Raw genomic sequence first — 13,354 nt, forward strand, 5'->3', positions numbered from 1 at the left:
GGCCGGGACCGGCGCGGATAAGGTTGAGAGATGCGATTCGCAAAGGGTCACGGCACCGAGAACGACTTCGTCATCCTTCCCGACCCCGACGGTGAGCTGGAGCTCTCCGCGGCGCTCGTGGCGGCGGCGTGCGACCGGCGCGCGGGGATCGGCGCGGACGGCGTGCTGCACGTGATGCGGACGAAGCTCAGCGCGGAGGTGGCCGACCAGGCGGACGCCGCCGAGTGGTTCATGGACTACCGCAACGCCGACGGCAGCCTCGCGGAGATGTGCGGGAACGGGATACGGGTGTTCGCCCGCTACCTGGTGGACGCGGGGCTGGCCGGGGCGGGCGAGTTCGGCGTGGCGACCCGCGCGGGGGTCAAGCGCGTCCGCCTGGGGGAGACCGGTGACGTGACCGTGGACATGGGGCCGCCCCGGGTGCTGGGCACGAGCCGGACGAGCGTGTCGGGCCACGAGTACGAGGGCCTCCACGTCAACATGGGCAACCCCCACCTGGCCTGCGTCATCGGCGATCCGGTGGCCCAGCTCGACCTGAGCCGTCAGCCCGTGTTCGACCCCGAGGTGTTTCCCGCGGGGGTCAACGTCGAACTGCTCAACCCGGTGGGCCCGCGCCGGGTCGTGATGCGGGTCTTCGAGCGGGGTTCGGGCGAGACGCGGTCCTGCGGCACCGGCTCGGTGGCCTCGGCGGTGGCGGCCGCGCACCTGGCGGGGGAGACCACCGGCACCTGGGCGGTCGAGGTGCCGGGCGGCACCGTCACGGTCACCCTCGACGAGCGCACCAGCTACCTCGCCGGTCCGGCGGTCCTGGTCGCCTCGGGGGAACTCGACCTGTGAGGTCCGGCGCCTGACCCGACAGTTGCCGAATGATGTTCTGTCAGGCGATGCTGAGTTCCTTCGATAGACCGAGAAGGAGGCGAGCATGACCGACCCACAGGTCACGGCGGCGAGGGTGAAGGCGGCGATCGGGGTTCTCGGCGGTGGCTTCATGATCTCCCGGGAGGCCAAGGCGCTGTGCGAGCGGACCGGGCTGTCCGCCCGTGCGCTGTATTTCCGCGGGCGCTGCGGCGTGCTCGGCGAGGTGTCCGCCGACGTGATCCTCGCGACCACGGTCTTCTTCCCCGCCGAGCATGTCAGGAAGTACTGGGAGGAGGGCCGTGCCCTGCCGGTGGCCGAAGCCGTCGGGCTCTACGCCGGTGCCTGCCACGACTGGGGGAGGCGCCGGCTCGGCGGGTTCGCCGGGGCCGCCCGTCTCGCCGAGCTGCTGGAACCGGTGGTGGACAACGCCGACGTGCTGGGTGCCCCGCTTTTCGCGGGATGGCGGGAGGTGCCCCTGGCCGACGACCCGCCCGCCCGCGCCGCGCAGCTCCTGCACCTGGTCCGGGAACTGCGCGGCGGCCTGCACGCGGTGGCCGTCCTGGCCGAGGGGCTGACCCCGCTGGAGGCCACGCTGCTCGCCGCCCACGACGGGACCCCCCTGGGTGCCAGGTCGGGCGAGACCATGGCGCGGTTCTTCGACTGGCCGGAGCCGTTTCCGCAGCCGGGACCCGAGGCGGTCGAGCGCCGGACACGTGCGGAAAAGCTCACTGACGTGCTGATGGCGCCGGCCTTCTCCGTGCTCGACGAGGCGGACTCCGCTGAGCTGGTCGAACTGCTCGCCAGGGCGGGATAGCCGAGTCGTTTGGGGCATGCTCGCCGACCTGGCAGACTGACGTCTCATGGACGTGGACATCTGGGCCTGGGTCGGCGACACCCAGCGGCAACTGCACGAAGCAGGAAACACCGGTCTGGTCATGGCGATCGGAGACGTGCCCGCGCAGGCGCTGGAAGGTCGATACTCGCAGCTCGATGTGGTCGCACCGGCGATCGCGCAGCAGGCGGAGAACCTGCAGCTGCCGTGGCTGGAGTTCTACGCGCGCTACTGGCACCTGATCGGCCGCATCGGCGACCGGGCGCAGGGTGCCGTCGCGATCGGGGACGCGGAGACGCTGGTGGAGTTCGCCGGGCGCGAAGACGTCCGCGAGTGCCCGGCCGCGCCCGGCGCCGTCGTGGCGCTGGCCGTCGCCCAGGCGAACACCGACGGTCCCGGCTACGCCGCCGAGCGGCTGGCCGCCCTCTCCGCCCTCGACGTCCCGCCCTCCTCGCCGGCTTTCTCCGCCGTCGCCGAGCAGCAGGTCGCGGCGCTGGTCGACGCCCGGCGGGTCCAGGAGGCCATCGCGCACGCCGAGGCGGCCGTGGAGGCGCTGGGCGGCGTGGGCCGCGAGGCCAGCTGGGAGCTGGGCGCGGCCTCGGCTCGCGCGCTGTTCGCCGCCGGCCGCACGGAGGACGCGCTCAACGCGCTCGACGCCGCGACCGGCTTCAAGCCCGACGACCCGGTGGCCAAGCAGCACCGGGAGGGGGTGCTCCGCGCGCTCCTGCTCGCCACCCTCGGCCGGGTGCAGGAGTCGGTCGACGCCCTGCCCGACCTCGACGTGGTCGGTGACCACCCGCGCGTCTGGGTGGAGTGGTCGCACGCCATCCGGGGCCTCGCCGGGTCGGAGCAGATCACCAACACCTGGCAGCTGGGCCGGGTGCTCAAGCAGTGGATCGACTACTTCGCGATGATGGGCGGCTACCGCGCCCGGGTCGAGCTGGCGCTGGTCGCCGGGCACCTGGCCGTGGCCCGCCGGGGGATCTGGCAGGCGCGACTGCTGGCCGACCTCGCCGAGTCCGCGGCGGGCGAGCTCAAGAGCCCCGGTGACGTCGCCGAGCGGATCGCCGAGCTGCGCGCCGCCGCCGACCAGGCCACCCCGCTCCCGGCCCCGGGCCCCGACGCCGAGCTGGTCGCCTACTTCGACGCCGCCGACGGCTTCAACGCCGACCCGGAGCGCTGGGTGGGCTGGCTGGCCCCGCTGTCCGGCAGCGACCTGGAGGCCACCCGGCGTCACACCACCACGCTCGGCTTCCTCGGCTACCCGGCCAGGGGCGTCGACATCTACTGGACGATGCTGGTCGAGTCCGGCAAGCTCGAGACCGCCGACCCGCAGGACGTCACCTACCTGACCAGCCTGCTGATCGAGGCCCGTCAGGACGAGCGGCTGGAGCAGCTGGCCGAGCGGCTCCCCGCCGCCCAGCGCCACATGGCCCTGGGCCGTCTGTACCGGGCGCGCGAGCGCTGGGAGCAGGCCGCGGCCGAGGGCGAGGCCGCGGCCGCCGCCGGGGTGGGCATCGAGGCGAGCCGCCTGTGGGCCGCCGCCGTGCAGCAGCTCGGCGACAACGCCAAGGGCGCCGCCATCCTGCGGGAGGTCCTCGACTCCGACGAGATCGAGCACCCGGACATCTGGCGGATGATCACCATGGCCACGGCGGCGGAGGACTGGGAGACCGTCCGCCTGGGCGCGGCCAAGATCGGGATGCCGTTGCAGTCCACCGAGGGGCCGGTCGAGGAGGAGATGGGCCTGGTGCGCATCATCCTGCCCGCCCCCGACGGCAGCCAGCGCCAGGTCCTCAGCCTGCGCACCGGCCCGGCGACGGCGCGCCTGGCCATCCCCCAGCCCCCCGGCATGGAGTACAACGCCGGCGACCTCGTCGTCTTCGAGCCGCAGCTCCTGGAGCCGATCCCGGAGAGCCCCGAGGAGCAGGAGAACTTCGTCCCGCCCTTCGCCGCGGTCAGCATGCTGCGCCCCGGCGGCTACACCAGCTGGTTCTTCGACGGCGCCGCCCCCAGCCAGGCCGACTGGAGCGAGTTCAACGAGGTCCTGGCCGAGCGCGGCTGGCCGATGTGGGTCTACAGCGACGAGAACTACACGGTGACCCACCCGACCACGGGCGAGTCGCTGCCCGGTGTGTTCGGCTGGATCGCGGTCCCGCCGGAGGTCAGCCCGGCCGAGGTCGACGCGCTCCTGGACGACGCCACCGAGCGCTGGGTGCACCCGCTGGCCTGGCTCGACCTGGCCAAGGCCGTCGACATCGAGGTGGAGCGGCACGAGCGGATCGTCAAGGAGTACGGCCTGTAGGCCGCACGCGCCGTCCGCGTTCCGAGACGCCACGCCGCCCGGGAGGAAACCCCTCCCGGGCGGCTTTTCGCGCGAGTCCTAGAATCTCACTCGGTATGGACGGCGGGTGAAGGAGGATCGGGATGCTGGAGCGGTTCCGGCTGGATGGCAAGGTCGCGATCGTCACGGGGGCCTCCTCCGGCCTCGGTGTCGCCTTCGCCAGGGGGCTGGCCGAGGCGGGCGCGGACATCGTGATCGGCGCGCGCAGGAAGGACCGCCTGGAGGAGACCCGCACTCTGGTCGAGGAGACCGGCAGGCGGTGCGTGGCGCTCGCCACCGACGTGTCCCGGCCGGAGGACTGCCAGGCTCTGGCGGAGGCTGCGGTCACCGAGCTCGGCGCGGTCGACATTCTGATCAACAACGCCGGCCTCGGCACGGCGGTGCCCGCGCTGAAGGAGACGCCCGAGCAGTTCCGCCAGGTCGTCGAGGTCAACCTGTACGGCACCTACTGGATGGCGCAGGCGTGCGCCAGGGTCATGAAGCCGGGCTCCTCGATCGTCAACATCGGCAGCATCCTCGGCGAGACCACCGCCGGCCTGCCACAGGCCGCCTACAGCGCGTCCAAGGCGGGCGTCGTCGGCCTGACCCGTGACCTCGCCCAGCAGTGGACGGGACGCCGTGGTATCCGGGTCAACTGCCTCGAACCCGGCTTCTTCACCTCGGAGATGACCGACCAGTACGCCGAGGGCTACCTGGAGCGGCAACTGGAGCACCGGGTGCTGATGAAGCGTCCCGGCGACCCGGCCGAGCTCGTCGCGGCGGCGGTCTTCCTCGCCTCCGACGCCTCCTCGTACGTCACGGGAGCGGTGATCCCGGTGGACGGGGGGATCCTGATCACCTGAGCCCGGGGCGGGGCGGGGTGGGGTGGCCCGAGCCCGATGGGCCCGGGCCGGGGAAGGCTCCCGGTCACCCGAGCCCGGGGCGGGGCGGCCCGAGCCCGACCGGAGCGGCGGATTCAGGCCCTTCGCTGAATTACCGCAGGTTACGCGATGTTTTTCGCGCAGATGGAGATTCAGGGTTCATCGCATCTCGCGTTCCCTGAAAGACTGCTCGCGGCTTTTAAGATTGAGAAGGCCATCTTGGGTAATTTGCCGTTTCAGATGGAGCAGGCGCGGGCGGGAGGGAAAGGGTGCGGGCTGCGCTGGGACGAGGTGCGGTCGCCGCGACGATCGCGTTCGCGATGGCGGGCTGCGGCCCGACGGGCGGCCTCGACGACGGCTTCTCCGGCGGGAGCGGAGGCGGTGGGAAATCCGCGGCCGGTGCGCTCGCGGACCTGGAGAAACTGGAGGTCAAGGGCCGGGCCCCGATGACCGGTTTCGACCGTGACAAATTCGGTCCCCCGTGGGCGGACGTCGACAAGAACGGTTGCGACACCCGCAATGACATTCTCAAGCGCGATCTGAAGGAGGAGACCTTCAAGAAGGGCGATGAGTGCGTCGTGCTGACGGGTGTCCTCCACGATCCGTACAGCGGCAGGACTATCATGTTCGAACGCGGCGCGAAGACCAGCATGGCGGTCCAGATCGACCACGTCATCGCGCTCGCCGACGCCTGGCAGAAGGGCGCGCGGCAGTGGCCGTCGTCCAAGCGCAGGGAGCTGGCCAACGACCCGCTCAACCTGCTCGCGGTGGACGGGCCGCTGAACAGCCAGAAGGGCGCCGGGGACGCGGCGACGTGGCTGCCCCCGCGCCGCGCCTACCGGTGCGCCTACGTCACGCGCCAGATCGAGGTGAAGCTCAAGTACGGCCTCTGGGTGACGTCCGCGGAGAAGGACGCCATGAAGACCGTGCTCTCCTCCTGCTGAGTGCTCCGGGCGGGGCCGGCCGGGGCCCCGTGGTCTCCCGGCCTCTCCCGAGCCGCCTGAACGGCTCCGGCCGGCCCGAGCCGCCCAGAGCCGCTCGATCGTCAGTCGTCGTAGTCGCGCTTGAACTTGATGATCTTCCCGGTCTTCACCGAGACGTAGACGTCGTACTCCCATCCGCTCTTGTACAGCTCCACCTTCCAGGTTCGGTGGCCGTGCTCCCACTCGCGCTCGACGTCGGTCACGCGGGCGCCGGGGACGCGCTTCTTGGCGATCTGAGTGGCCCGGCGGGCGGAGATGCCGGCCGTGGCGGTGGTGCCGGCCGTGCCCGTGGTGGCGGTGGTGCCGGTCGTGCCCGTGGCGGGGGCGGCTACGGCCGTCTCGGACGCGGCGAGGGCGATTCCGCCCCCACCGGCCAGGAGGGCGGCGGTTCCGAGGGACGCGATGGCGATCTTGGTGGTGTGCTTCATGTGTCCCAGGTTCTCGGCGATCATGATAGGGCCGCGCTAAGGCATGGTTAACACGCGGTACACCAGGCGCGGAGTGTCCGGAGCCGTGTCAGGGGGCGGTGTGTCAGGAAGGCTCGTCGGGGCGCTTCGGGGCGCTTCGAGGGGTCTGTTCCGGGCGGGCCCTACGGCAGGGCGCCGGTGGCCAGGAGCATTCTCAGCCGGACGCGTGATCCGCCCGCCCGTTGCTCGATGGTGAACTCGTCGCAGAGCTCCCTCATGAGCCAGAGCCCGAGGCCGCCGGAGGCGTTGCCGTCCGGACGCTCGCGTCGCGCGTCGCGCATGCTCAGCAGGCCGCAGCGGTCGGTCACGTCGACGGTGACGTAGACATCGTCGTGCCAGACGGTCACCGTGCCCTCGCCGCCGGCGTGCCGCAGGACGTTCACGGCGGCCTCGTGAGCGGCCAGGAGCAGGTCGTCCAGGCGCCTGCCGGTCAGTCCCGCGTCCACGGCGTAGCGCGAGATGTCACCGCGCAGGGCGGACAGGTCACGGGTGATCGTCCACCGGTGGCGAACCCGGGTCCTCACTCACGCTCCCCCCTCGCTGTGCCGTTCCTGACATCGCCTGGGGGGCGGCGTGATCGTGTGTGCGGGTACTCGCGATGTTCCCTGCCAGGGCCTCTACCCCGATACCGGTCCGGTTCACCACCGGTGCCGTCCGGAGCACCGGACGGGCGCCGCGCTCGCGCTCCGGCGGCCGGGACGACGGGAATTCGGCGGCGGCTCGCATGCCGGTCCGAGAAAGGGGTAGTCCCCGGTTCGGTTGACCAGACATGCCGTCCCTGTCCGTCCGCCGCGAGTCGGCGGCCGGAGTCCCGGCGATGTCGAACGCGTTTTCGCACCCGGAGCGCCGGGGCATCCGACGGTTCGACAGGCGTCTCGTGCGCGTGCCCGGCTCCACGCCGACGCGGTCCGCGCCTTCCGGCGCCGCGGTGTGAATGCGGCAAAGGACCGAAGCAGGACCATCAGAGGAGCTCTCATCGTGACTTTCAATCCGTTGCAGGAACGTGGTATCCCGCTGGACCGGCAACTGCGCAACTGGAGTGAGCTGAACGTCACTCCCATCGACCCCGACCACGGCGACCCCTACACCAGGTGCCGGATCATCGCGATGAACGGCATCGAGGTCGAGGCGATCCTCTTCAGCCACCAGTTCGCCCGGCACTGCCCTGACCCGGCCGTCAAGCAGCAACTGGCCGAAGTCCGCTACATCGAGGCCCAGCAGCAGAAGGCGGTCAACTGGCTGCTGCCCGGCCTGGCCTCGGTGCTGGAGACCACGATCGCCTACGAGCAGGTCGCGGTCGACCTGACCGCCTGGGTGGCGCGGATGGAGCCCGACCCGTACCTCAAGCGGGCCTACCAGTTCGGGGTCCTGGAGGACTTCGACCACCTGTACCGCTACGCCAACCTCTACGAGATGATCGAGCACCGCAAGGCCGAGAAGATCGTCGACAACCTGACCGAGGTCATGCCGGGCCGGCCCACCTACCTGCACCACCGCCACCCGATCGACAACCTGCGCGAGCCCTACGACAAGACGACCACCGCGCCGATCTCCAAGCTGCACGCCCTGACGATCATGTCGGCCGAGCAGCAGACGATGAACTTCTACATGAACGTCGGCCCCACCTACATGGAGCCGATCGCCCGGCAGCTCTACCAGGAGATCGGCCTGATCGAGGAGGAGCACGTCACGCACTACGAGTCCCTGGTCGACCCGGGCGAGACGTGGTGGGAGCAACTCCTCACCCACGAGTACAACGAGTGCTACCTGTACCACTCGTTCATGGAGACCGAGTCCGACCCGAAGGTCAAGGCGATCTGGGAGCTGCACCTCAACATGGAGCTGGAGCACCTGCGCCTCGCGGTCGAGCTGTTCAAACGGCACGACAGCCGTGACCCGGAGGAGGTCGTGGCCCCGGCGCTGCCCCAGCCGGTGACCTTCGAGCCGAACAAGGCGTACCTGCGCGAGCTGCTGGAGACCCAGATCGACTTCACCACCATCGGCACCGGCTACGTCCAGGAGGCCCACGAGCGGTTCGAGAAGCTGCAGGAGCAGATCCACGGGGGCGAGACGCCGCCGAGCGAGCGGGTCGTCGGTGAGAACAGTGACAAGTCCGGCCGGGAGTACCGGCTGGAGACCGAGGGACCGCACCCGGTGCCCAGCCTGCGCGCCGGCCGCTAGAAGCTCCGGACACTGGAAGCTCCGGCCGCCGGAGACACCGGGACCGCCGGGACCGCCCGAGGCGCCTGAGCCGCCGGAACCGGCCGGAGTCGCCTGGAGGCAGGGGAGGCCGTCCCCTTTCGCCCTGAAAGGGGACGGCCCGGCCTCAGCCGGAAACCGGGGGCGGCGGCGCTCAGGCGGAGACGGCGGGCAGGAAGACGACCACGCTCGCCCCGCCCTGCGGGGACGTCCCCAGCGACAACGAGCCGCCCGCCGACTCCGCCGTGCGGCGGGCGATGTCCAGGCCCAGCCCGGTCGACCCGGCCCCGCTCTCACCGCGTTCCAGGGGAGCGGGCGTGGCGAAGCCCGGCCCGGCGTCGGAGACGGTGAGCAGCGTGCCGCCCTCGGCGGACTCCAGCCGTACGGAGAACGACACGCCCTCGGGCGTGTGCGCGAACACGTTGCCGAGCAGCGCGTCCACGCAGGCGGCCAGATCGTCGGCGGCGACCGCGACGGGCAGCGGGCCGGACGCCAGGTCGAGGGTGAAGTCACGGCCCTGGTCCTCGGCGAGCACGGACCAGAACGCGACCCGTGCCCCGGTCACCGCCGCCGCGTCGCACTCGGCCCGGCCCTGGGCACGCCGCCTGGCCTCGTTGATCACCGCGGTGACGGCGCGCTCCAGGGCGTCCACCCGGGCCTCGATCCTGGCGGCCTCCTCCGGGTCGCCCAGCGACTCCGCCTCCAGCCGGAGACCGGTCAGCGGGGTACGCAGCCGGTGGGACAGGTCGGCGACGTTCTCCCGCTCCTCGGCGAGCAGGCCGGTGATCCGCTCGGCCAGGTGGTTCAGGGCGAGACCGACCGCGTGGACCTCCGGCGGGCCCTCGGGCACGGTCCTGGCGGACAGGTCGCCGGCGGCGAGCCGGTGGGAGACCTTCGCCAGCGACATGATCGGTCTGATCACCGCGCGGGCGAGCCGGTCGCCGACCAGGATGCCCAGACCCACCAGGGCCAGCCCGAGGGCTCCCAGGCCGATCCACACCTGGGTGACGCCCCTGGTCAGCCGGGCGTCGTCGAGGAACACCCGGACCACGGCGGTGCCGCCCGGCGCTCCCTGCACCGCGACCAGGATCTCCCGCCCGCCCGGGACGGCGGCGGTGACGCTGCGACCGCGGGCGGCGAGCTCCACGGCGGCGGAGCGCGGGGCGGGGGCACCGACCACCTGCCCGCCGGGCAGGAAGACCGTGACCGGGTGCGCCGCCCGCTCGGTGGTGAGCTGCAGGGTCTCGACGTCCAGCGCGCCCACCGCGACGGCCACGGAGTCGGCCTCCGCCTCGGCCTCGCTCACCGCCCCGCTCTCCGCCACGGTACGGACCAGCAGGGCCAGCGGGACCAGGAGCGCGATCAGCACGAGGGAGGTGGTCGCCGCGACCAGCAGGACCAGCCAGCGCCTCATGCCGGTGCGGCCAGGCGCACGCCGACGCCGCGTACGGTCTGCAGGTAGCGGGGTTCCTGGGACGTCTCGCCCAGCTTGCGACGGAGCCACGACAGGTGGACGTCCACCGTCTTGTCGGCCCCTCCGTACGGGATCTGCCAGACGTGGGTGAGCAGCTCCCGCTTGGTGATCACCTCACCCGCCCGGGCGGCCAGGTAGTGGAGCAGGTCGAACTCCCGCGGGCTGAGGTCCAGCGGCGTGCCGTCCAGGGTCGCCTCCCGGGTGCGCGGGTCGATCCGCAGCCCGCCGACGGTGACCGAGCTGTCGGCGCGGCTCTCGCCGGTGCGTCGCAGCACCGCCCGGATCCGCGCGTCCAGCTGGGCCGCGCTGAACGGCTTGACCACGTAGTCGTCGGCGCCCTCGTCCAGCAGCCGGACCATCTCCGCGTCGCCGTCCCGCGCGGTCGCCACGATCACCGGGACCCGGCTCACCGCGCGGAGCATGCGCAGCAGGTCCAGGCCGTCCATGTCGGGCAGCCCGAGGTCGAGAACGACCAGGTCGGGGCGTTCCTCCACGGCCAGCCGCAGGCCGTCGAGGGCGGTGGGGGCGGACGACACGGCGTGGCCGCGGTCGCGCAGGCCCCGCGTGAGCGAGGTACGGATCGCGGCGTCGTCCTCGATGAGCAGCACGTTCGACATCGAACGCCACGTTAGCCCGCTCCGGAGCCGCGCCAAAAGCACGTTATCCGCCCCTTAACCATGCCTTATCGTTCCGGGTGGCACAGTGGACGCGTGCGCAGGCGTCTTCCCCTTGCCGTGGCCGGCTGGCTGATCACCGGGGTTCTCGCGACCGGAGCGGGAGTGGCGGTGATCAGCGGGCTGAGCGAGCCTCTGACGGACGGCGGCCTCCGCCCGCTCTCCGCGGCCGAGGTCGACGAGGCGCTCCGCCTCACCACGCCGCTTCCCCCGACCGGTGGTGCCGTCGCGTCCACCCCGGGTCCGGCGTCCACCCCGGATCCGGCCGTCACCCCGGGTCCGGTGGTAACCGCCGGACCCTCGGCCACCGCCACCTCTCCGGTCCCCACGGCCGCCGCGTCGCCGCCCGGCAAGAGCAGGGCGATCGGCACCCCCGGCGGCAGCCTGATCGCCCGATGCGAGAACGGCCTGGTCACGCTCCGGTCCTGGAGCCCGGCCCAGGGCTTCCAGGCCGATGACGTGGAACGCGGCCCCGGCCAGCGGGCCCGCGTCGAGTTCGAGGCGGAGGAGACCGAGGTCAAGGTCGAGGTCCGCTGTTCGGCGGACGGCACCCCCGTCCACCGCGTCCACGCCTGACCGGCCGGGCCCGGCGCCGGGCCGCTCCGCGGGCGGGACGGCTCCGCCCGCGGAGACGCCGGCCGGCGAAGGCGGGAACGTCAGCCCGCGGGGGTGGGGCAGCCGTCGGCCAGGTCGTCCCAGAAGCCCGGACGCGTGCTCGGGAGCTCGTCGGCCACGGTGACCGAGAGCTGCGCGGTCGAGGCGACCAGGCTGCCCTTCGGCGCCCTGGCGGCCTTCTCGTCCACCACGATCCCGCGCTCGCCGAGGAATTCGTACGTCTCCGGATCGAAGAGCAGGTCCTTCCTGACGCCGTCGAGGCCGACCCGGCCCACGCCGATGCCCCTGCGGCCCGCCGCGTCCTCGGCGTTCTCGCTCACGTCGACCCCGGGGATCGTGCCCACGGCCTTGAACAGCGCCGCCCGCTGCGCCGGGGGCAGGTAGGTCTCCCTGAGCATGTGGCCCGCCGCGGTGAAGGCCGCCTCGTCCCTGGAGTTGCCGCCCCGCTCGCCGGTGTACAGGTGGGCGCGCATGCCCTCGGCGTCGGTGGGGAGCTTCTTGAGCGCCGCGTAGTCGGTGCGCGCGTACTCGGGGGTCGTCTTGCAGCTCACCAGCGGCATCGTCGCCACGCCCGTCTGCTCGTACGCGGCCTCGGGGATGGGCCAGCCCGGGTACGCCCTGGGCTCCAGGTACTCGACCCGCAGCACGCCGTTCTTCGTGCCGTCGGCCGACAACCAGATGGCCCGCCTGGTCCGGTAGAGGTAACGGGTCTCGTTCCTGTCGTCGTCCTCGCCGAAGGCGCCGTACATCGTCTCCGACTCGACCTTGACGAACTGGTCGTCGCGCGGGTCCAGGTCCGTCTTCGCGGCCGCCCGCGCGGCCCTGTCGAGCACCTCGCTCGCCGAGACGGCGGCGATCTCCGGCATCGCCACCACGACCTCCTCCACCGGGCCGGAGGGCCCGCGGCCCCGGGCCTGGACCAGGACGACCGCGGTGGCCCCCACCGTCACCGCGAGCGCCCCGGCCAGCACCATCGTGGACGGCCTGCGCCACAGCGGCCGGAGCCACGCAGCGCCGCGTCCCGGCGCTCCGCCGCTCGCCGCGGACGCGACCAGCCCCCGCCGGGCCGCGTCCTTCGCCTGCCGGTCGTACGGCGGTGCCTCGGGCCGGATGCCGGCCACCAGCTGGATCTCGTCCTCGTTCATGTGCGCGACTCCAGGAAACGGCGGATCTTGGTCCGGGTGCGGGAGAGGCGGGACCGCACGGTCCCGATGGGGATGCCGAGCGCCTGGGCGGCCTCCTCGTAGGTCAGGTCGGCCCAGGCCACCAGCAGGAGGAGGTCCCGCTCGGCGGAGCCCAACCGGGCCAGCGCGGCGGCCAGGGCGGGCCGGAGCCGGTCGGCGCTGACGCGCTCGGCGCTGCGCTCCTCGAAACCGGTCGCGGGGTCGGGCGCCTGCCGGGCGAGCATCTTCAGCCTGCGGGTCTCGGCCCGGCGATGGCCGGAGATGAAGTTGGAGGCGATGCCGTAGAGCCAGGGCCGGGCGTCGGTCCTGCCGAGGTCGTAGCGGGCCCGCTTGCGGAAGGCCACGAGGAACGTCTCGGCCGTCACGTCGTCGGCCATGGTGACGTCGTCCAGCCGCCGTGCCGCGTACCGGTGGATCTCGTCGGCGTGCCGGTCGAAGAGCCCGGCGAACCTGTCGGGGTCCGTCAGCGACTGTCTGATCAGCTCCGCGTCGTCGGGGGGCAGGGGCGGTGCCGACGCCTCGGCCCGTGGGGAGAGGCCCAGGGTCACCACCCGTTTCGTCCGTTCATTCGGGGTCCTTTCGGAGCGCGTCCGCGCCCTCGACCCTTACTCCGCCGCCCATCGTCCTTGAGTTCCCATCCGCGGCCAAGGTCGCCCGGCCCGTGCCGTGTGAGGTCTCCGCGCCGTACGGGGCTTATCCGGCGCGAGATACGGGACCGGCGACCCCCCCCCCCCCCCCCCCCCCGACCGGTGATCCCGGGCCGCCCGAGGCGGCCGGGCACCCACATGATGTTTCTTTTGCGGATTGTCATCCTTGATCGCCCGGTCCGAGGGTGTTTCCCGGGCCCACAGGATGTCCGTCACC

13 protein-coding genes are annotated in these 13,354 nt (G+C 72.4%); 7 read left to right on the forward strand and 6 right to left on the reverse strand.

The genetic code is table 11. From position 1 onward, the window contains the following. Window positions 1-30: 30 nt before the first annotated feature. From dapF to ABD841_RS05915, 5 genes are all read left to right on the forward strand, one after another. Window positions 31-837, forward strand: a complete 807-nt coding sequence (dapF, locus tag ABD841_RS05895) for a diaminopimelate epimerase (protein WP_344968630.1) — start codon at window positions 31-33, stop codon at window positions 835-837. 85 nt (window positions 838-922) lie between these two features. Beyond that, the gene (locus tag ABD841_RS05900; protein WP_344968631.1) at window positions 923-1,672 is read left to right on the forward strand and encodes an SCO6745 family protein; all 750 of its coding nucleotides are present in this window, start codon (window positions 923-925) and stop codon (window positions 1,670-1,672) included. Between the two features lie 46 nt (window positions 1,673-1,718). Continuing rightward, a complete protein-coding gene (locus tag ABD841_RS05905; RefSeq protein WP_344968633.1) occupies window positions 1,719-3,995 on the forward strand; it encodes a tetratricopeptide repeat protein in 2,277 nt (758 codons plus the stop codon). A 122-nt stretch (window positions 3,996-4,117) separates the two neighbouring features. After that, window positions 4,118-4,876: an SDR family NAD(P)-dependent oxidoreductase gene (locus ABD841_RS05910; protein ID WP_344968635.1), complete on the forward strand. Its 759-nt coding sequence runs from the start codon at window positions 4,118-4,120 to the stop codon at window positions 4,874-4,876. Between the two features lie 287 nt (window positions 4,877-5,163). Beyond that, the gene (locus ABD841_RS05915; RefSeq protein WP_344968637.1) at window positions 5,164-5,838 is read left to right on the forward strand and encodes an HNH endonuclease family protein; all 675 of its coding nucleotides are present in this window, start codon (window positions 5,164-5,166) and stop codon (window positions 5,836-5,838) included. Between the two features lie 101 nt (window positions 5,839-5,939). Here ABD841_RS05915 and ABD841_RS05920 read toward each other — a convergent pair whose 3' ends face one another. Continuing rightward, window positions 5,940-6,305 carry a PepSY domain-containing protein gene (locus ABD841_RS05920; RefSeq protein WP_344968639.1) on the reverse strand — a complete coding sequence of 122 codons (366 nt, stop codon included), beginning with the start codon at window positions 6,303-6,305 and terminating at the stop codon, window positions 5,940-5,942. Window positions 6,306-6,466: 161 nt separating this feature from the next. Then, on the reverse strand, window positions 6,467-6,868 hold the full coding sequence (locus ABD841_RS05925) for an ATP-binding protein (RefSeq protein ID WP_344968641.1): 402 nt from the start codon (window positions 6,866-6,868) through the stop codon (window positions 6,467-6,469). Between the two features lie 454 nt (window positions 6,869-7,322). On the opposite strand from ABD841_RS05925, the gene ABD841_RS05930 reads away from it, so the two are divergent. Next, window positions 7,323-8,525, forward strand: a complete 1,203-nt coding sequence (locus tag ABD841_RS05930; protein WP_344968643.1) for a hypothetical protein — start codon at window positions 7,323-7,325, stop codon at window positions 8,523-8,525. A gap of 172 nt (window positions 8,526-8,697) precedes the next feature. Here the strand turns inward: ABD841_RS05930 and ABD841_RS05935 are convergent, their stop codons facing one another. Beyond that, window positions 8,698-9,957, reverse strand: a complete 1,260-nt coding sequence (locus ABD841_RS05935; protein WP_344968645.1) for a sensor histidine kinase — start codon at window positions 9,955-9,957, stop codon at window positions 8,698-8,700. Further along, complete coding sequence (locus ABD841_RS05940) at window positions 9,954-10,634, reverse strand: response regulator transcription factor (protein WP_344968647.1); 681 nt, start codon at window positions 10,632-10,634, stop codon at window positions 9,954-9,956. Before ABD841_RS05940 ends, ABD841_RS05935 begins: the two co-directional genes overlap by 4 nt. Window positions 10,635-10,727: 93 nt before the next feature. On the opposite strand from ABD841_RS05940, the gene ABD841_RS05945 reads away from it, so the two are divergent. After that, window positions 10,728-11,267: a hypothetical protein gene (locus ABD841_RS05945; protein WP_344968649.1), complete on the forward strand. Its 540-nt coding sequence runs from the start codon at window positions 10,728-10,730 to the stop codon at window positions 11,265-11,267. A gap of 80 nt (window positions 11,268-11,347) precedes the next feature. Here ABD841_RS05945 and ABD841_RS05950 read toward each other — a convergent pair whose 3' ends face one another. Together ABD841_RS05950 and ABD841_RS05955 are read right to left on the reverse strand one after the other, a co-directional pair. After that, window positions 11,348-12,451, reverse strand: coding sequence for a CU044_5270 family protein (locus tag ABD841_RS05950; protein ID WP_344968651.1), 1,104 nt, complete (start codon window positions 12,449-12,451; stop codon window positions 11,348-11,350). Further along, complete coding sequence (locus ABD841_RS05955; RefSeq protein ID WP_344968653.1) at window positions 12,448-13,041, reverse strand: RNA polymerase sigma factor; 594 nt, start codon at window positions 13,039-13,041, stop codon at window positions 12,448-12,450. The genes ABD841_RS05950 and ABD841_RS05955 overlap by 4 nt, the downstream gene beginning before the upstream one ends. Between the last annotated feature and the right edge of the window lie 313 nt (window positions 13,042-13,354).

This window comes from Streptosporangium fragile, assembly GCF_039534445.1.
In the GTDB taxonomy this organism is placed as follows: Bacteria; Actinomycetota; Actinomycetes; order Streptosporangiales; family Streptosporangiaceae; genus Streptosporangium; species Streptosporangium fragile.

Coding starts and splice junctions, on each gene's coding strand:
- dapF (WP_344968630.1), top strand. CDS start 31: ATGCGATTCGCAAAGGGTCACGGCACCGAGAACGACTTCGTCATCCTT.
- ABD841_RS05900 (WP_344968631.1), top strand. CDS start 923: ATGACCGACCCACAGGTCACGGCGGCGAGGGTGAAGGCGGCGATCGGG.
- ABD841_RS05905 (WP_344968633.1), top strand. CDS start 1,719: ATGGACGTGGACATCTGGGCCTGGGTCGGCGACACCCAGCGGCAACTG.
- ABD841_RS05910 (WP_344968635.1), top strand. CDS start 4,118: ATGCTGGAGCGGTTCCGGCTGGATGGCAAGGTCGCGATCGTCACGGGG.
- ABD841_RS05920 (WP_344968639.1), bottom strand. CDS start 6,305: ATGAAGCACACCACCAAGATCGCCATCGCGTCCCTCGGAACCGCCGCC.
- ABD841_RS05935 (WP_344968645.1), bottom strand. CDS start 9,957: ATGAGGCGCTGGCTGGTCCTGCTGGTCGCGGCGACCACCTCCCTCGTG.
- ABD841_RS05940 (WP_344968647.1), bottom strand. CDS start 10,634: ATGTCGAACGTGCTGCTCATCGAGGACGACGCCGCGATCCGTACCTCG.
- ABD841_RS05950 (WP_344968651.1), bottom strand. CDS start 12,451: ATGAACGAGGACGAGATCCAGCTGGTGGCCGGCATCCGGCCCGAGGCA.